The sequence below is a fragment of the Nonomuraea sp. NPDC049378 genome (genome assembly GCF_055586745.1).
The window spans coordinates 42,795-60,550 of sequence record NZ_JBVJHP010000034.1; the positions used below are offsets into that span (position 1 = coordinate 42,795).

Here is a 17,756-nt window from a genome sequence, read left to right on the forward strand (position 1 = left end):
TACGCCGTCCTTTGTGGCAGATCGGCTGTTTCCTCGGCGTTTCCACCATCACGGCCACCCCGGGGCGAAACAGCCAGGAAACAGGCCTCCGCGTTCAATGCCTCGTCGAAGGCCCCGAGTGGCCCTCCAGACCGAGATTCCCGACGAACGAGGACAAGCTGGTGGACACGAATCCGACCCATCCAGAGATCTGGCGGCCGGCGCGGCGGTCCGTGCTCGGCCTGCTGGGCGCCGTCCCGCTGGCCGGGGCCGTCACCGCGACCCCGCGTGGAGCCCAGACCTGGCAGGACGCCGAGTTGGCCCGCAGGATCGAGGAGATCATGGCGCGGCCCGCGTTCGATGGTGCTCACTGGGGCGCGCAGTTCTACGCCCCGGACACCGGGGAGTCGATCTACGAGCTCAACACCGGCGAGCCGTTCGTCGCCGGGTCGTCGTCGAAGGTGTTCGTCGGGGGCACGGCGTTCCTGGCGCTGGGGCACGATCGGCGCTTCGCGACTCGCGTCCACCGGACCGGGCCGGTACGCGGTGGCGTGCTCCACGGCGACCTGGTGCTCGTGGCGGGCGGCGACCTGCTGCTGTCGGGACGTCTGCGCGCGGACGGAAGCCTGGCGCTGCCCGACCCGGACCACACGTACCACACCACTCCCGGCGCCGGACCGATCGGCGGCGACCCCCTGCGAGAGCTTCGCTCGCTCGCGACCCAGGTGGCGGCAGGCATCAGGCGGGTCGAGGGGCGCGTACTCGTGGATGTCTCGCTCTATCGCGAAGGCACCGAGGGCCTGGCCAACAACGTGACGGCCACCATCTCCCCCGTCATGGTCAACGACAACCTCGTGGACGTCACCGTCGAACCGGGCCGCCGTCCCGGGGCACCCGCCGTTCTGGAGATCTCGCCGCAGTCCGAATACGTCCGCATCGTCAACAAGGTACGGACGATCGCCGCCTCAGAAGCGGCTTCGGCGCGTCCGCTGACGTTCGCCGACGACGTACGCCACCCCGACGGCACGCGTACGGTGAGCCTGACCGGCGACATCACCGACGACAGTCCCGGCCTGTTCCGCGCCTACTTCGTCCCGGAACCGGCGGCCTTCGTCCAGGCACTTTTCGCGCGGGCGCTGCGCGAAAAGGGGGTGCGCGTCGACTCCGCCGCCACGACCGGGTCCGGCACCCGGCGGCGGCTGGTCGCCGAACATCTCTCCCCGGCGCTGCCCGACCAGCTCAAGCCGATGCTCAAGGTCAGCAGCAACCTGCACACGGAGGTGTTCCCCTACCTGGTCGGGGCCGTCGCCGGGGGAGATCCGGACGATCCCAAGGCGGCCGGGCAGCGGGTACGGCGGGAGCTGCTCGAAAGGGCCGGGTTCGACTCGTCGCCCCCAGGGTCGGAGCAGAACCGCTACACACCGCGATACTTCGTGGAGTTCCTGGCCTACATGGCACGGCAACCCCACTTCCGGCACTACCGCGACGCGCTGCCGATCCTCGGCCGCGACGGGACCCTGAAGGACGTCCAGCCCGACTCGCCGGCGGCGGGTCACGTCCACGCCAAGACCGGCACCAGCCTGGGGATGGAGGACGGCACGTGGATGAACCGCCAGGCCCTGGCCGGGTACGTCGAACTGCCCGGCGGGCGGCGGCTGACCTTCGCCGCCTTCGTGGGCATCCGGACCGGGTCGGCGGAGGAGGCCAGGGAGATGTCCAAGGTGACAGGGCAGGCACTGGGCGAGATCGCCGCCGCGGCGTACGTCACCCAGAGCGCTTAGTGCCCGTGCACCAGCCGGTCCCTGCGCTTGCTGCGTTGGCACGATATCGGACGAATGGTGAAGACCCCCAGAACGTCCCGAACCGGAGACGGCGTACGGAGATCGGGTCAGCTTCTGGCGAGTGCCTCGCGGCGCATCCACTGGAGCAAAGTGGGGTTGTCGGCTGTGGTGATGACGCTGAGAGTGGTGCGGACGTAGCGGTCGTCGTCCAAGAGGGCCAGCATGCTCGCGGCCAGGTCCACACGTGCTGTGAACCTGCCGTCGGCGTGGCCCTCGACAACGGTGTAGTCGGTGACCGACGGCAGGTGAAAGAGCCCGCTTGGACGGAGAATCGTCCAATCGAGATCGTCGGCGCGAAGAAGCGATTCCATTCTCCGCATGTCGTCATACAACGACTTGCCCAGCACGCGCGTCACGTAGGGCAGCACCACCCGATTGAACAGGAACCCGCCCTCGGAGTACGGGTGCGGGTCGACCCCGCTCGAACTCACCACGCCAAGCCGGCGCACGCGGTGCCGTTCCATCGCGGCGACAATATTGGCCACGCCGCGTGAATAGGTGGTGATGGGTTCCTTTACAGCGGGCACGCCGAGCGTCGACAGCACCGCGTCTCGCTCCGCCACGGCGGCGTCGACGGCCTGTGGATCGTGCACGTCGGCACTGATGACGTCGAGCCGTTCATGGTGCAGGGGAAACGAGTCCGGCTGCCGGGTGATCGCCGCGACATGGTGTCCGGCGGCGAGTGCCTGGCCGGTGAGGAGACGGCCGGTGGGGCCGTTGGCGCCGAAGACTGCGATGCGCATGACCAGGGTCCTTCCTTCTTTCCTGATCCGATGTCGTGGTGTTGGCCAGGAGCTGGAGGCGTCCGCGCGTTGCCTGTTGCAGGGCGGGCGTCAGTCTTCGAGCCGGCGGACCCGGTTGGTCTCGCGGACGACCGCCCAGGCGTCCGCCACCGGGCCCAGATGCCGCAGCTTGTCGGGGTTGATCACGGCGCGAATGGTCTGGATCTGCCCGTCCAGGATGTCGAGCGTCAGCGTGTTGACGATCTTGCCGTCCTGGTCGCGGAAGATCGCGCCTGGCTGGCCGTTCATCTCATGTGGTTCCACGACACCGCCGATCCGGATGAACGGCGCGACGAACCCGGCCAGCATCCGGGCCACGCTCTCGGCGCCGAAGACTCCGTCTCCCCACAGCGGGGCCTTGCCGCCGCTGTCCCCGGCCATCTGCACGTCGGCGGACAGCAGCTCGCGCAGCCCGTCGACGTCACCTTCGCGGAAGGCGTCGAAGAAGCGGGCGGCGAGTTCGTCCCGCTCGCGGCGATCGGCCTCGAACCGGGCACGTCCGGCGTCCATGTGGCGGCGCGCTCGTACGGCAAGCTGGCGGCAGGCCGCCTCAGAGCGCCCAATCGCCGCGGCGACCTCACCGAAGCGGAACCCGAACACCTCCCGCAGCACGAAGACCGCGCGTTCGAGCGGGCTGAGCCGCTCCAGCAGCAGCAGGGCCGCCATCGAAACCGTGTCGGCGAGCTCCGCCGACCGCTCCGGGTCCTCGTAGGGGTCGGCCAGCAGCGGCTCAGGAAACCACTGCCCGGCATATTCCTCCCGCCGCATGCGTGCCGAGCGCAGCACGTCGATCGCGATGCGAGACACCATGGCCGAGAGGAACGACTTGACCGACGCGGGCCGGGTCGCGCAGGCCTCGTAGCGTAGCCAGGTCTCCTGAACTGCGTCCTCGGCCTCACTCACGCTGCCCAGGATCCGGTAGGCGATGGAGAACAGCAGCGGCCGCCACTGTTCGAACTCCTCCGTCCGGGTCATACCAGCTCCTCCTTGAAGCCCTGCCGCCAGGTCACCGCCGTCTTCCCGGCCAGCGGCCGGGCCGGCCACTGGCTGTTCGAGGCTTCGGCACCAGCCGCCGCCCCAACACCCTGGCCCACCGGCCACGAACACCCGCACAACAAACCCCTCACCCTCCCAGCCCCGACGCCTGCCTTCCGCCGGGAGACGAAATAGCTCGTCAGTTCTGTGACATCACCCCGTCCGGCCGCCCCCGACCCGGCCGCCCTCCAGTTGGCCGGCCCCGCCCTGCCGCGTCTTTCCGATGTCACGGAACGGCCCGGCTGTCTCGTCTCAGGAAAGACGTGCCCGGCTCTCGGAACGCGGAGGACCTGACAACGCATGGCACGCGGTCGTGTGGTGCACGTCGCCACGTCCAGCACGAACACATCCAAAGAAACGCGCCCGGCGGCGGCTACCGGCCCGGCCAGCCGGCGTAACGAAAGGAACACCATGAGCACCGCCTCGGAAATCTCCGGAGCGTGGCTTTGGCGGCGACATCATCACATCCAGCGCGCCCGATCAGGCCTTGGCCGCCTGCACGGCGGTGACGTCGGGCAGCCCGGTCTTCGTGCCGCGCCCCAGCCGGTCCGGAAACACGGCCTGGCCCTGGACGGCCTGGTCGCCACCGAGCCGGTCACCGCCGACGGCCAGATCTTAGTCTCCGGCCTCAGCAGGCCGCCTACGCCGCTTCGCATCCTCTAGCAGAAAGAAGGAGATCATGAGCAAGGTTTGGTTCGTCACCGGATCTTCGCGCGGTTTTGGCCGCAGCTTCGTCGAGGCCGCCCTGACCCGCGGCGACCGGGTGGCAGCCACCGCCCGCAACCTTCGAAGCCTCGATGACCTGGTCACCGCCTACGGCGACCTGGTGCTCGCGCTGGATATGGACGTGACCGACACGGCCGCCGTCCGCGAGAGCGTGACGCGGGCCAAGGAACATTTCGGCCGCCTGGATGTGATCGTCAACAACGCCGGCTACGCCCTGTTCGGCGCGGTCGAGGAGGTGACCGAGCAACACCTGCGCACCCTGATGGAGACCAACCTGTTCGGCCCACTGCGGGTCGTCCAGGCAGCGCTGCCTCACCTGCGCGAGCAGGGTTCCGGGCACATCATTCAGATCTCCTCCACCGCCGGCGTCGCCGCCTTCCCCCTCGGCGGCGGATACTGCGCGTCCAAGTGGGCTCTGGAAGGCCTGAGTGAGAGCCTCGCCCAGGAAGTCGCCGGCTTCGACATCAAGGTGACCATCGTGGAGCCCGGCAGTTACGCCACCGGCGCGCCCACCATCGCGGTCAAAGCCTCGCCCAGCCCGCACTATGACGCCGCCCGCCAGGCCCAAGCCGCGTACGCCCAGACGATCGACTTCGGCGACCCGACCGCCGCCGGCCAGGCCATACTCAAGCTCGCCGACCTCCCCGACCCGCCCCTGCGGGTGTTCTTCGGCACCCAGAACCTCTCGATGCTCCAGCAGGTCTACGCCGACCGGCTCAAGACCTGGGCCGACTGGCTCGACCTCTCGGCGCAGGCCCACGCGACGCCGGCCCTCTGATCTGTCGGCCCATCACCCCTTCCCGCGCGGGCGGGGGTGATGGGCGCCCACGCCCTGATGAACGCCGAGCGGTCCGCGGCTGCGCGCCGGGACCGACCTGAAGAAGCAGTTTGTGGAAGGGAGCCGTCATGCGAGATAGTGGCCGCCGCGCATTGGTGGTCGGGCTCGGGATCGCGGGAATCGCGACCGCGCTCCGGCTACGGCAGATCGGCTGGGAGCCGGTGCTGATCGAGCGGGCGCCTGTGCGCCGCTCGGGAGGGTACTTCGTCATGCTGTTCGGCACCGGCGTGGCCTCCGCTCGCCGTTTGGGTGTGCTGGAGGCCATCGGTGACCGCGGCAGCCCTTTGCTCACCGCGTACGAGGTGAATCGGGCGGGACGCCGAACCCCGGGCATGAACCCGTCAACCCTGCCGGGCAAACCCCTGCAACTGCTGCGCGGCGACATCGAGCAGGGGCTGTTCTCCGCGTTGCCGGACGACGTGGAGATCCGTTACTCCACCGTGCCCACCCGCATCACCCAGGACGACACGGCCGCCGAGGTCACGTTGCACGACACCGCCTCAGGCGCCGTCGTCACCGAGCGCTTCGACCTGGTGGTGGGCGCCGACGGCCTGCGCTCCACCGTGCGGAGCCTGGCCTTCGGACCGCAGGAGTACCTGCACCCGCTCAACTACATGATCGCCGTCACCCTGCTCGACAGGCCGATCGAGGGCTTCACGCAGCACGAGGGCCTGATCCTGGCCGAGCCTGGACGCTCGGCATGGACCTTCCCCTACGACAACCACCCGCCGAGCCTGCTGTTCTCCTACCGCACCGGCGACATCGACGCCGAGTTCGCCCGCCCGCCGATCGAGTCGCTCCGCGCCGCCTTCGGCCCCGAGGCCACCGGACGCCTCCTGGAGACCTTGTTCACCCGGTTCGAGCAGGCCCCGGACTTCCTGTTCGACTCCGTGCAGCAGGTCAGGATGCCCCGCTGGCACCGCGGCCGCGTCGCCCTGGTCGGCGACGCCGCCTGGTGCGTGACCTTGTACGCGGGCATGGGCGCCTCCAGCGCCATGGCCGGGGGCGAACTGCTGGGCACCATGCTGCGACGGCACCCTGACGACCTGCCCAGCGCGCTGCGGGCGTGGGAGGCCAGGATGCGGCCGTTCATCCAAGCAGAGCAGGACAGCGCGCTGACCATGCGCAGGCTTTTCACGCCCCACGACCGCAAGGAACAGATCATCCGGGCCGCGATGCTGCGCCTCACGCACGCTCCTGTCATCGGCCCGGCAATAGGCAAGATCTTGAACGGCACCGACATGAGAAACAAGCAACTGGACATCGCCGCCGTATGACTCTGGTGTGCCCCGGGTTCGGTGGAGCCGCCGGCCCGCCGGGCGATCGAGCTCATCCGCGAGGCGGCGCCCCCCAAAGACGGTTCGCAGCCGTCGCGGTGATGGCCGGCGAAGGAATGAGGAGTTCTACGATCAGCACTGAGCCCGTCAAACTCTGGACCGGGCGGCTCCACTACGCGCTGTCCCGGAACCGAGCACCCATCCGGCCCCGATCGCATGATGGCGGTCAGTCCATCCGGGTGGCGAGTTCGAGCCGTTCGTGCCCCGTCGGCGGGGTGACGTCCGGCAAGTCGAAGGTGACCTCGTGAATCTTGCCGGTGAAGGGGAACGGGCCCTTGCCGGCGTAGTCGTCGCAGACGGTTGAGGCGCAGTCCATGCCGACATCCATGCATTCGGTGCACAGTCCGCCTGCTGCCAGCCGTTCGGCCGTCGGCATCCTGGCCAGGCCTCCGTTCACGCTCGGCCAGCCGAAGCCCACGTCGTCGAGCAGGATCAGCAGGATGTTCGGCGCCCCGTGCGGAGCCTTGTGCGGCTTCGGGAAGTCTGGGGTCGACTCGGTCGCGTACAGTACATGCCGATCTTCGCATCGGCGTAGTCCCACTCCGGCTCGGGCAGATGATGTCTGTCCAGGTGGATGGGAAAACGCGGTGATCTGTCGCGCATCAATCAAACTCCGATCGGCCGGGCCACGGCGGCAGCAGATAGAACGCCACACTGGCCCATGCCGGCCGCCGCCACGCCAGACGTACACCCATGTCGGCGGGCTCTCTCCCGGCGAACCTACCCAGGTGCCTGACATGCTGCGCCCGGCAAGCAGCGTGCACAGGCGGTCGAGGAGGCTGCGGCGGTGCGGACGCGTAGGATGCACCGCCGCTCGCTGAGGTCGCACCAATCCGCCCAGCATGGATCGTGCTTCCCTGCGTGGTCTCGATCACGATCGGCACCCCGTCCGGAATGCGTCCGCGAAGAGCATTGAGCAGGCCGGGGACCGGCGGCAGATCACCAGGCGTCTGCACGCGGATGTGCAGTTCCCGGGAGACGACGTCGACGCCGGCGATCGACGAGTTCGGCACACCGGAGATCCATTCGGCGGCCACGGCCTTGGCCCGCGCGCTCCAGGCGGTCAGCAGCCAGCTCAGCACGGTGTTGGCCGACAACGGTATGACCACGACGACCAGCAGCAGCGCCAGAACGAGCCGGGTGCGGCGGTGACTCCGGCCGGACACGGCGGCGGCCTCAGCCCTGTACCCCGTGGCCGTGAACACCACGATGCCGCCGAGTACGAGAGCCAGCAGATTGGACAGGAACAGCACGAGCGCACCGAGTGCCAGCCAGCCCGCGCCACGGCCGAGACACACCCCCACCACGGCCAGCGGCGGGACCAGGGAGATCGAGATCGCCACGCCGGGCAGCACCGCGGAGACGTCGCGGCGCGCGTACGCCACATCGGGTCGCCGGGCGACGATGCGGGTGGCGCGCGTCATCGTGCCCGTCTGCCCCTGCGGCTCATCAGCGCGCCGATCAGGATCCCGATGGCGACGCACACCACCAGCGTGATCCACAACGGCGCCGTCACCACGACCATGAACAACTGGATCGCCGTGTCCTGCCTGTTCTGCAGGATGAACACGATCGCCAGCACCAGCAGGACGAGTGCCAGCCACACGCGTGGCGGCACGCCCTTGAGCGGGTTCGCCGGCCTCTGCTGGCCTGGACCCATGTCAGCCGATCCGCCGGCCGCATCGACACCGCCACAGTACGGAGCGTCCTCGTCGCGGCCAGGACCTTCACCTCACGCATGAGCACGCCACGTTGGACGACGGCCACCGCTGCCCCCGCCTTCGGCGATGAAGTGGTGTTTCGAGCCATCTCGGGTCGCGGCGGGATGCACGAACGCATGCTCGCGTACGTGACGGATCCGCCGGCCCTCGTACATGGAGGAGCGCTCGCCGTCGGACGGTACGGCGGGACCGGTCGACCGGTCCCGCCGTCCGTTCTCAACGGTTCAACTGCTCCATCAGTCCGACGATCTGGGGGTCGTCGGACTGGAGGCGGCCGTGGAATCCCACGTTCTCCAGCGGGTAGTGGTTGATCATGACGAGGAGCTCGTCCGTGTTGGCGATGCCCTGATAGGCCTCAGCCACTGAGTCCTGGATCCGCTTGACCAGTACCCTCCTCGCGTCGAGATCACGGAGTTCCGGCACCTCCAGGAAACAGACCGGCCGGATGTCCTCGGCCTCCGAGAGACCGTCCTGGGCGACGTTCACGCCAGGGTGCTCGCGCACGAAGATCCGCACGTCAGGAACGTGATACGTGTCGGAGAGCGCCTCGGTGACCTGCCGCATCAGCTCGCGCTTGGCGTCGGGCCGGATTCCTTGTGGGCCTTCGATGAAGATCAGGGGCACGGTGGCCACCTTTCCCGGTTGAGTGCCTCCCGCTGTCGGGAAGTCTGTGGTTGAACAATAGAACTAGATGATTGGAAAAAACAACTAATCGCGTGGACTGTTGAATCGGCGCGGTAGGATCGACGGCATGGTAGGGAGGCGCAAATACGATGACGGGTGCGCGGTTGCGCACGGGCTCGACCTGGTCGGCGAGCGCTGGGCCCTGTTGATCGTGCGCGAGTTGCTGCTCGGCCCCAAGCGATTCACTCACCTGAAAGCGGGGCTGCCCGGCGCCAGCCCGGATGTGCTGTCCCAGCGGCTCCGCCAGCTCCAGGAAAGCGGTGTCGTCCGCCACCGCCGGCTCCCCCCGCCGGCGGGCGTTCCCGTCTACGAACTGACCGAGTGGGGCATGGGGCTCGAGCCGGTGGTGACCGGGCTGGGGCGTTGGGCAGGAGGTTCTTCCTCACTGCCGCTCGACGCCCCGATCGGCGTCGACTCGCTCATCCTGTCGTTGAAAGCGTTGTTCGATCCCGGGCCGGTCGGCGATGTCGAGATCAGAGCAACGGTACGGCTTGGCGGGGACGAGTTTCGCGTCACGGCCGCCGGCGGCGAGATCGCCATCGCCCGTGGCGGGGTAGAACATCCCGACATCACCCTCGATACCGACGCGGCCACGTTCGCCTCGCTGCTCAGAGGGGTGCGTTCTCCCGAAGAAGCGGTGGTCGGCGGTGACCTCCGTGTCGACGGCGACGTGGAGGCGGCGGTGGGGTTTCTTGCCCTCTTCCGCCGGGCCGTCCCGCCCCCCGGCCCCGAGGCGACGAGGGCGGAGTAGTTCGCCGGGCGTTTCCCCTCCGGCGAACCGCCTTCCCGTCCGCGACCGCTGCCGGGGCCTTCACGATCTCGGCGCTGACGTTGCCCCTCGTGGTGGTAGGGCCGTTCGCCGGCATGCTGGCCGATCGGAGCGCCAGACCGGCTGGTCTGCTCGGCGGACCAGCCGGCCGGGGGAACGCGGCGTTCCATGGCTCACGATGCCGGGATCGGCGTTCGCCAGGTGAATGGCTCGCTCTCGTGGGGGAGGACCGGACCGGGAACCCCTCCCTTGGGGGAGTCAGGCTGCTAGGCATCGCGGGCACCCTCGGTGTCATGAGGATCACGTATGCAGCGATGACCTGGACGGGTTTGTACGTGGCGTCGAAGATCGGGTACGCCCTCGACGGGCGACTCGGCGTCACCGGTGGACCGCGTGTCTCGCCGGACAGTTATCTGGATTACGGGCCGGGGGAGGTGGCGTTGGCTCAGTGGGCCAATGCCGGATCTGGGCTGCTGATCGTGGCGATTCTGCTGGCCGGGCTGGTCCGGTTCGAGGGACGCTGGCCGTACAGGGTGGTGCTGACCTTGCACTGGATATGTACGGTCTTGACGGCCGTCTGGGGGGTGGGGATGCTGAGCACCGCTCTGATCGGTGATCGGGGTGGTGCGGTTTTCGGCGGGTACTGCACGGTTTGGGCTGTGCTGATGTTCCTCGCAACCCGTGACCTACGTCGGCGGTACGCGCGCCCCCTGAACCCGGTCAGTAGCCGCCGATGACGGTGGGATACAGGGGACATCGCCACAGGGTGCCTTTGCCCAGCTTGAGCGGGCTGTGAAGCTCTCCGGTCGATTCGGCGTGAACCCGATCGACGCACCGTGACCGCAGGCCGTGGTTGGCGCTGCACCCGCGTGGCCGCAGAGACAGGCATGGCTCGTACCCCCGGATCGTCACTGTCGAAAGGGCTATGGACAAATTATGTAGATCGGTCTATTTTTGCCAGAGCGGCTTCTCGGCAAGCCAGAGCGCTGCTCTGTGATCATAAAATATGTAGATTGGTCTAGATAGGACACTTGATGCAGAAGATGACTACAGCACCGGACACCCTGGTATTCGGTGCGACCGGCTTCCTCGGCAAATGGACAGTGCTGCATCTGCTCGAGCGGGGCCGCAAGGTCGCCGCAGTGGTCCGCGACTCCGCCGGGAACAAGCTGCCTGGCTGGCTCATGGATCACGGGATGTCGACCGAGCGGCTCACGGTCCTGGGCGGTGACCTCACAAGCGGGCCGGGCGTTGGGCTGAGCCACACGGACGACGAGCGGCTCTCAGGCGTACGAGATGTGTTCAACACCGCGGCCATCTACCGGTTCGGGCTCCGGCGTGAGGAAGCCAGGGCGGTCAACGTAGAGGGCGCAGTCAACGTGCTGCGCTGGGCCGCCACCCGGCCCGACCTGCGCAGGCTCGTCCATGTGACGGGTTACCGGGTGGGGCTCGATCCGCGGCCGCGTTATCCGCTGCCGGAAGCGGAGTTGGTGGAGCTCTATCGCGACAAGGGAGCGTATGAAGGTTCTAAGATCGAGGGAGACGCGGCAGTACGGGTCGTCGCCGCGCAGCTGGGGACCCCGCTGACCGTGGTCAATCCGAGCAGCGTGATCGGCCACTCGCTGACGGGAGAGGCCGATCAGTACATCGGTCTGGCCGAGCTGGTCCGCGATCTGTGGCAGGGCAAGCTGCCCGTCGTGCCGGGGACCGCGCGCACCTTCGTGCCCGTGGTGGCCGTGGACCATTTCGCGAAGTTCATGGCCTCGATCCCCGAGCACGACCCGGAGCCGGGAGGCCTGCACTGGGTCCTCGACGAGAACACCCCGGACCTGCCCGACATGCTCCGGCTACTCGCCGGCCACCTCGGCGTGCGTGCGCCGAGAACCCTCATACCCGTGAGCCTGATCCGCCGCCTGCCGACCGCACTCACCGGAGCCAACCCCGAGACCCTGACCTTTCTGACCGAGGACCGCTACGACACGACCTCGGCCGACAAGGTCGCCGAAGCCGCGGGACTCCGCCGGCCTCCCGTACAGACCGCGCTGCGCCGCTGGGCCGACCGCCTGGTAGCGGACGAATTCGGGTCAGCCGCGGCCGTGCTTCCAGGCGGCTTTCACGACGTCAGTGGATCCCGCACGTATGTCGCTGGTGACCGTACTTCGCCCGGCTTCGTCCTCCTGCACGGCATCCCCCTCGATGGTGAGTCCTGGCGGCCCGTGCTCAACGAGCTCGACGCGTCCGCCCTCGTCGCCGACCTGCCTGGCTTGGGCCGTTCGGCCCCCACGGAGTCGACCCCGCTGGAGTGGCTCACCGATCTGCTCGCCCCCGTACGCACCCGGCCCGTCATCGTCGCCCATTCGGCGGCCGCGGCACCGGCGCTCCGATACGCCGCCGCCCACCCCGACCGCGTCGCGGGTCTGCTGCTCATCTCTCCCTACTTCCTCCAGAAGCCGGCTTCAGCAATGTTGCGCACGCCGCTACTCGCCACGCCGCTCCTCAAGAAGGCATCCGCCGAGCGACTCACGTCCTCGCTCCTCGGCTCGGGCAGTGATACCGCCTCCAGCGCGGCTCGCACCGCGATCCAAAGCGCCGCCGCCCAGCTGCGCAGACCCCGCGTCGCCCGCCGCACGGCCACGTGGCTTCGGGCCGCGAACCAACCCGCCGAACGCGCCGCGCTCCAAGCCCTTCTCAGGGAAACCACCGCGGTATCCGTCCCGCTCCACCTCGTCGCCGGGCAGCTGGACCCGCTGATCGGCGATCCGGGCCAGGCCGCCGTCACGACCGTCCCCACCGCCGGCCATCACCCCCACCTCACCCACCCGTCCGCCATCGTCACGATCATGAGCGGCCGACCGGCGCCGCAGATCTCGTGGTGAGGACCGTGAGCGTGACGACCATGGTCATCCGCAGGTGAGGGAGAACCCGGCGGTCCGCAGGTAGTTGCCGGCGCTGAGCAGTGCGCTCCGCCGGCTACTCCATCGCTCCTGAGCCGCCGGCTCTTGCCGCTGCGCTGTCAACTCCCCCTTGCGCTGCGGCCGAGGCGAGGGTTGTCCAGGATGACCAGCGGGTCCCGGCTGTCACGGGCGCAGGATGACCTTGCCGACGGTACGGCGGGCCACCAGGTGTGCCAGCGCCTCGGCGGCGGTGCTGCCGGGCAGGCGCAGGTGGGCGCCGAGCCAGTAACCCCCCCACCGCGATGTTGTGCTCGCCCAGCAGGCCGGGGTCGACCGGCGACGGATCCACCCCGCTGGAGGTCCCGTAGGTGTGGGCGATGCTGGGGCGGTCGACGTCAGGCGATCTTGGGCGTGCAGCGCATGCTGACGTACACGCAGGGAGTGCCGTTGGTCAGGGTGGAGAACACCACCGGGATGTAGGCTTCGCCGAAAGGCCCGCCGGAGGCGGCGAACACCGTCTGCGACACCGGCGTCAGGTTCGCCTCCAGAGGTGTGGAGAAGCCCTTCATGCCGTCCACGAACTCATACCGGATGTGTGCGGCTCCGTCGTCTTCTTGGGTGATGGTGGTGAGGACGCCCTCGCGCCTGTAGGCGCCCACCAACTCCGTCATGTCCACCTTGGGCGGGGTCGCCGCCGGAGCGAAGGGAGGCGGTATGCGCACCCCGGCCAGCTCGTCCAGCAGGTCGGCGACCAGGTCGACGTACAGCCGGCTGACGTCACCGCCGTTGGCCAGCAGGACGACGGCCACGCCCGCGTGCGGGATGACACGCAGGTAGGAGTGCTGGGTGACGGCGCTGCCGTCGTGGCCGTAGCCAGGAATGCCGTTCCAGTCGTGCAGTGTCCACCCCAGGCCCCAGCCGTCGGCCGACATCGACCACTTGTCCGGGCTGTCGACCTCGCGGCGCTGCATCGCGGCGACGGTGTCGGCGGACAGGACGCGGGTGCCGTCGGCGGCGAGGCCGCCGTCCAGGTGCATCTTGGCGAACCGGGCGACATCGCCGGCCGAGACGATGACCCTGCCGTACGGCCCAGCCGAGCGCGGCATCACGTCCCAGTGCGGTGCCGGCTCGGGGTCCTGTCCGGGTGCGCCCTGGTGGCCCATCGCCACCCGGAAGCGCAGCGCCTCCTCAGGCAGCGTTAGCGAGTGCTCCAGCCCGAGCGGGGTGAAGAGCAGGTCTTTGAGCGCCTGATCCCAGGTCTTGCCGGTCAGTACCTCGATGACGCGGCCCAGCACGACGTAGCCGAGGCCGCCGTAGGAGATCGCCGTTCCTGGCGGGCAGTCCAGTGCCACCTGCCTGGCCGCCTGGACGTACTTGGCCAGGCAGTCGTCACCACGCCCGCTGTCGTAGTTGAAGTCGTTGGTTACCCCGCCGGTGTGCGACAGCAGCTGCCGGATGGTGATCGTCTTGGTGGCCCGTGGATCGGGGGTGGCGAACTCCGGCAGCACGCTGACGACCGGCGCGTCCAGGTCCAGGGCGCCGGAGTCGACCAGCCGCATCACCAGCGTGGCGGTGTAGGCCTTGGCCAGCGAGCCGGCCAGGAACACCGAGTCGGTCGTCACTTCCACCCCTGTGCCCCGGTGCAACACGCCGCTGGCCAGTTCGTGAATGTTTCCACCGGTCAGCACGGCCAGGGAAGCTCCCGGCACGTGGTGGGCGTCGCGCAGCTCATCGAGCCTGGCCTGCCAACGGTCACCATCGAATCGTGGTGAAGACATGAAGAGGTCCCTCCGAAAACTTTCTTTCCGCACATCGCTCTGCTCACCGCACACTGTACGGTGCTCGAACGCTGGTCGTAAACCCGTACACTGTGCGGAGAGGATGGTCATGAGACACGAGGAGAGAGCGCATGCCAGCCGACAAGCAGGTGTTCCCATCGGTGTGGACTCGTGTGCGGCGGCAACGGCGGGAGCAGCCGGCGCTGAGCCGGGAGCAGATCGTGTCCGCGGCGCTTCAGTTGCTGGACACCGAGGGCATCGACGCCCTGAGCATGCGTAAGCTCGGTGCCCTCCTGAACGCCGGGGCCACCTCGATGTACACCCATGTGACCAACAAGAACGAGCTGATCGAACTCGTCGTGGACGAGGTCTACGGCGAGGTCCAGGTGCCGAGCACAGGCGACGCGGCGGGCTGGCGGGCGGCCATCACCGGTTGCGCCCGCAGCATGCGCTCAACGCTTCTGCGCCACTCCTGGATCGTCTCCGTGCTCGGGGAGGCAGGCCTGGCCTACCTGGGGCCGAACATGCTGCGGCTGACCGAGGCCATGCTCGCGGTGTTCGAGGAGGCGGGCTTCTCACTCGAAGCGGCAGACCAGGCCCTGAACACCGTTGTGGCCTACGTCATCGGGATCTCGACCAGCGAGGCCGCGTGGCTGAGCACGCTCGCCCGCACTGGTCGAAGCGAGCAGGCGTGGGCTGACCGCCTGTGGCCGGCCGCCGAACAAGCCGTCAAGGAATACCCGCGGCTGCGAGAACTCTACGCCGCCCAGCGCAGCCAGAACCCGGGCGGCATCCGCGACGACGACTTCGACACCGGGCTGGACTGCGTCCTGCATGGTTTGGTCACCCGCCTCGCTCCCACCGCCGTTCGCGGCGACGACTGAGACCGCCACCATCCGCAAACCCAGCCGACGAGCGCACCGCGAGGGCCGAGTGGCAGGCGCCGTTATTGACGTCCCCCGTCTACCGCCTCCCTCTTCCCCGCGTCCAGGCGCTCCCGTCGCCGCCTGGACATCGGGGCCGGTATGAGGAGGTGGCCGGGGGACGGAGCAGCCAGGTGGGGCAGAGCTCGAACGGGTCAGTCCACGGAGAACGGCACCATCCGGCGCATGAAGGCGTCCCAGCCGCGATCGCCCGCGAGGCGCCGGGCCGGTGGCGCCAACCGGGCCTGGGGCCCGATCTTGTACCGGCGCTTCGGGTGGCGTGCGGCGACCGCTTCGGCGATCACCTTGGCCACGTCCTGGGCGCTCAGCACGCCGCGGGCCCCGTCCCGGCGGGCCCGCTCGATCATCCTGGCCACGCTCTGCTTGAACTCCTTGTAGGGGCCCTCGCCGCCGATCGGAGTGGAAGACGCCAGCTCGACGATCATCGCCATCTTCCTGGACGGAGGTCGCGCCCGAGACGACGCGCAGGGCGAACGGGCGTAGGTTGCCGTGCCGTGCCGAACCGACCGCCTGAGAGCTCTGCCACGGCGGCCAGCAAGCCGTCCACCTCGATTGCCGGGACGATCCGGATCTGTGAGGTGGCGGCGCCCGCCTGGCCCCGCGGACCAAGCTCGGGCCAGGCGGGCGTCGCCGGCATCGGGGCTAGGCGCCGCGGGCGGCGTCGTAGCGGGCGATGACGTCGTTCCAGTTGATCAGGCCCCACAGCTTCTCGACGTAGTCGGGGCGCACGTTGCGGTACTGCAGGTAGTAGGCGTGCTCCCAGGCGTCGAACACCAGCAGCGGGGTGGTGTTCATGCCGACGTTGCCGTGGTGGTCGTAGACCTGCTCGACGACCAGGCGGCGGCCGAGCGGCTCCCAGGCCAGCACGCCCCAGCCGGAGCCCTGGACGGTGGCGGTGGCGGTGGTGAGCTGCTTCTTGAACGCGTCGAAGGAGCCGAAGTGCTCGGTGATCGCGTCGCCCAGCTCGCCGTCGGGGCGGTCGCCGCCGTCGGGGGACAGGTTCTGCCAGAAGATCGTGTGCAGGACGTGGCCGGACAGGTTGAAGGCGTACGTCTTCTCCAGGCCGACCAGGCCGCCGAACTCGCCCTTGTCCCTGGCCTCCGACAACCGGTCCAGGGTGTCGTTGGCGCCCTTGACATAGGCGGCGTGGTGCTTGGCGTGGTGCAGCTCAAGAATCTCGCCGGTGATCGCGGGCTCCAGGGCCGCGTAGTCGTAGGGCATGTCCGGAAGGGTGTACTGACCCATGACGTCTATCCTCCAAAGCTCCTACTTGCACAGTCCTCGCAATAACCATAGCGCTGCAACTAGCTCACGTCTCGGACGTGGCCAGCCCGAACAGCGTCACCCCGCCGTGCTCGATGCTGATGATCTGCTCGCGTGCCTGGGGCTCGAGCGCCTGTCGCCCCGTAGCCCGGCCCTCCACCGGTCTCACCGTCTTCTGCGGCACCGGCGGTTCCCTGCGCCCCCGTGACCTCGCCACAGCCGTGATGGCTCCGCGTGGCGGTTTCAGGGCTCGGTGTTGACCTGCTGGCTCTGCGTTCCGGTGGCGCCGCGGCGCCAGTGCGGCGGTTCGCTCTGCCGCGGGCCCGGCTCCACCGCGACCGCGGTGGTGTAGCGTCCAGGCGGCACCTCGTGCGAGAACGGTCCGCACGTAAGCGCCTGACCTGCTGCCAAGACACCGAGTTCGCACGTGCGGAGGGTTTTCGCCAGCGGTGCGCGGGATTTGACGTTGTGCAGCCAGATGTAGGCGACCGCGCCGTCGACCGCGCGGACCGTTCGCAGGTCGAGGGATGCGACCACGGCGCCGTCGGTCACCGCGACACACGGTTGCATCGACACCGGCACGCGCGCCGTCACGAGGGGCGTGCGGCACCGCGTGGGTATGTCTGGTACGGCATCGCCCGAGGCCCAGATGAACGCCCCGCCGGCCGTGACGAGTGCCAGCGCCGTGCCGACGACCGCCGCGACCTTCCAGAGAGCGCGTGGCCTCGGCTCCTGGCCATGGGCTTCGTCCGCCACGGCTGGATCGCTGGGCACGGGTTGGCCGGCGGTCGGGGCATGCTGCTGGATCTGGCCGTCGAGTTCGTGCCAGCGCTGCTCCCACTCGGCCGTGTCCGTCACGCCGCAGGCGCGTACGTAATCGAGGGTCGCCGCCAGGCTGGGCAGCCGGAGCCCTTTCGCGGCTTCTGAGAGCTTGCTCGGTGAGCAACCGACCCGCGAGCCCATGATCCGGTAGGTCGGCTGCCCTGCCGCGACCCGCAGCTGGCGTAAGTCATGTGCGAAGTGTTCGACCAACCCGCTGTCAGGATCGAGTTTCCGTTCTGGCCTGCCCATTCGCCCTGCCTCGTTGATCAAACATCTGATCGGTGGTGATCAATCAAAGCGTGACAAGGATGAGCCGTACTGGGCAAGTCAGCCGTCTGAGGAG

The 17,756-nt window shown here is 68.7% G+C and carries 18 protein-coding genes; 7 read left to right on the forward strand and 11 right to left on the reverse strand.

What is annotated here, in order from left to right; all coding sequences use genetic code 11:
* Positions 1-161: 161 nt before the first annotated feature.
* Positions 162-1,760, forward strand: a complete 1,599-nt coding sequence (dacB, locus tag ACZ6SA_RS45245) for a D-alanyl-D-alanine carboxypeptidase/D-alanyl-D-alanine endopeptidase (RefSeq protein WP_465835370.1) — start codon at positions 162-164, stop codon at positions 1,758-1,760.
* Positions 1,761-1,867: 107 nt separating this feature from the next.
* On the opposite strand, the gene ACZ6SA_RS45250 is transcribed toward dacB, so the two are convergent.
* Positions 1,868-2,563, reverse strand: coding sequence for an NAD(P)-dependent oxidoreductase (locus tag ACZ6SA_RS45250; protein ID WP_465835372.1), 696 nt, complete (start codon positions 2,561-2,563; stop codon positions 1,868-1,870).
* 90 nt (positions 2,564-2,653) lie between these two features.
* A complete protein-coding gene (locus ACZ6SA_RS45255) occupies positions 2,654-3,577 on the reverse strand; it encodes an RNA polymerase sigma-70 factor (protein ID WP_347649579.1) in 924 nt (307 codons plus the stop codon).
* 739 nt (positions 3,578-4,316) lie between these two features.
* Between ACZ6SA_RS45255 and ACZ6SA_RS45260 the strand changes: the two genes are divergently transcribed.
* Both ACZ6SA_RS45260 and ACZ6SA_RS45265 read left to right on the forward strand, forming a co-directional pair.
* On the forward strand, positions 4,317-5,141 hold the full coding sequence (locus ACZ6SA_RS45260; protein WP_465835375.1) for an SDR family NAD(P)-dependent oxidoreductase: 825 nt from the start codon (positions 4,317-4,319) through the stop codon (positions 5,139-5,141).
* A gap of 128 nt (positions 5,142-5,269) precedes the next feature.
* Positions 5,270-6,478, forward strand: coding sequence for an FAD-dependent monooxygenase (locus ACZ6SA_RS45265; protein ID WP_465835377.1), 1,209 nt, complete (start codon positions 5,270-5,272; stop codon positions 6,476-6,478).
* 226 nt (positions 6,479-6,704) lie between these two features.
* Here the strand turns inward: ACZ6SA_RS45265 and ACZ6SA_RS45270 are convergent, their stop codons facing one another.
* The 4 genes from ACZ6SA_RS45270 to ACZ6SA_RS45285 all read right to left on the reverse strand — a co-directional run bounded on the left by ACZ6SA_RS45270 (position 6,705) and on the right by ACZ6SA_RS45285 (position 8,883).
* Positions 6,705-7,148 carry a hypothetical protein gene (locus ACZ6SA_RS45270; RefSeq protein WP_465835379.1) on the reverse strand — a complete coding sequence of 148 codons (444 nt, stop codon included), beginning with the start codon at positions 7,146-7,148 and terminating at the stop codon, positions 6,705-6,707.
* Positions 7,141-7,962 (reverse strand): DUF389 domain-containing protein, encoded by an 822-nt coding sequence (locus tag ACZ6SA_RS45275; RefSeq protein WP_465835381.1) that lies wholly within the window; start codon positions 7,960-7,962, stop codon positions 7,141-7,143. The genes ACZ6SA_RS45270 and ACZ6SA_RS45275 overlap by 8 nt, the downstream gene beginning before the upstream one ends.
* Positions 7,959-8,198, reverse strand: coding sequence for a lipopolysaccharide assembly protein LapA domain-containing protein (locus ACZ6SA_RS45280; protein ID WP_465835383.1), 240 nt, complete (start codon positions 8,196-8,198; stop codon positions 7,959-7,961). Before ACZ6SA_RS45280 ends, ACZ6SA_RS45275 begins: the two co-directional genes overlap by 4 nt.
* A gap of 277 nt (positions 8,199-8,475) precedes the next feature.
* Positions 8,476-8,883, reverse strand: coding sequence for a tautomerase family protein (locus tag ACZ6SA_RS45285; protein WP_347649576.1), 408 nt, complete (start codon positions 8,881-8,883; stop codon positions 8,476-8,478).
* A 127-nt stretch (positions 8,884-9,010) separates the two neighbouring features.
* On the opposite strand from ACZ6SA_RS45285, the gene ACZ6SA_RS45290 reads away from it, so the two are divergent.
* The 3 genes from ACZ6SA_RS45290 to ACZ6SA_RS45300 all read left to right on the forward strand — a co-directional run bounded on the left by ACZ6SA_RS45290 (position 9,011) and on the right by ACZ6SA_RS45300 (position 12,588).
* Entirely contained in the window at positions 9,011-9,694 is a 684-nt protein-coding gene (locus ACZ6SA_RS45290) for a winged helix-turn-helix transcriptional regulator (protein WP_465835385.1), read from the forward strand.
* Positions 9,695-10,005: 311 nt separating this feature from the next.
* A complete protein-coding gene (locus ACZ6SA_RS45295; protein ID WP_443156480.1) occupies positions 10,006-10,449 on the forward strand; it encodes a hypothetical protein in 444 nt (147 codons plus the stop codon).
* A 306-nt stretch (positions 10,450-10,755) separates the two neighbouring features.
* Positions 10,756-12,588, forward strand: a complete 1,833-nt coding sequence (locus ACZ6SA_RS45300; protein WP_465835388.1) for an alpha/beta fold hydrolase — start codon at positions 10,756-10,758, stop codon at positions 12,586-12,588.
* Between the two features lie 413 nt (positions 12,589-13,001).
* On the opposite strand, the gene ACZ6SA_RS45305 is transcribed toward ACZ6SA_RS45300, so the two are convergent.
* The gene (locus tag ACZ6SA_RS45305) at positions 13,002-14,384 is read right to left on the reverse strand and encodes a serine hydrolase domain-containing protein (protein ID WP_465835390.1); all 1,383 of its coding nucleotides are present in this window, start codon (positions 14,382-14,384) and stop codon (positions 13,002-13,004) included.
* A 131-nt stretch (positions 14,385-14,515) separates the two neighbouring features.
* On the opposite strand from ACZ6SA_RS45305, the gene ACZ6SA_RS45310 reads away from it, so the two are divergent.
* The gene (locus ACZ6SA_RS45310; RefSeq protein WP_465835392.1) at positions 14,516-15,268 is read left to right on the forward strand and encodes a TetR/AcrR family transcriptional regulator; all 753 of its coding nucleotides are present in this window, start codon (positions 14,516-14,518) and stop codon (positions 15,266-15,268) included.
* Between the two features lie 194 nt (positions 15,269-15,462).
* Here the strand turns inward: ACZ6SA_RS45310 and ACZ6SA_RS45315 are convergent, their stop codons facing one another.
* The 4 genes from ACZ6SA_RS45315 to ACZ6SA_RS45330 all read right to left on the reverse strand — a co-directional run bounded on the left by ACZ6SA_RS45315 (position 15,463) and on the right by ACZ6SA_RS45330 (position 17,662).
* On the reverse strand, positions 15,463-15,753 hold the full coding sequence (locus ACZ6SA_RS45315; protein ID WP_465835394.1) for a hypothetical protein: 291 nt from the start codon (positions 15,751-15,753) through the stop codon (positions 15,463-15,465).
* A gap of 217 nt (positions 15,754-15,970) precedes the next feature.
* Complete coding sequence (locus ACZ6SA_RS45320) at positions 15,971-16,573, reverse strand: superoxide dismutase (RefSeq protein ID WP_347649569.1); 603 nt, start codon at positions 16,571-16,573, stop codon at positions 15,971-15,973.
* Between the two features lie 64 nt (positions 16,574-16,637).
* Complete coding sequence (locus ACZ6SA_RS45325) at positions 16,638-16,775, reverse strand: hypothetical protein (RefSeq protein WP_465835397.1); 138 nt, start codon at positions 16,773-16,775, stop codon at positions 16,638-16,640.
* Between the two features lie 59 nt (positions 16,776-16,834).
* Positions 16,835-17,662, reverse strand: coding sequence for a helix-turn-helix domain-containing protein (locus ACZ6SA_RS45330; protein WP_465835399.1), 828 nt, complete (start codon positions 17,660-17,662; stop codon positions 16,835-16,837).
* Positions 17,663-17,756: the final 94 nt, after the last annotated feature.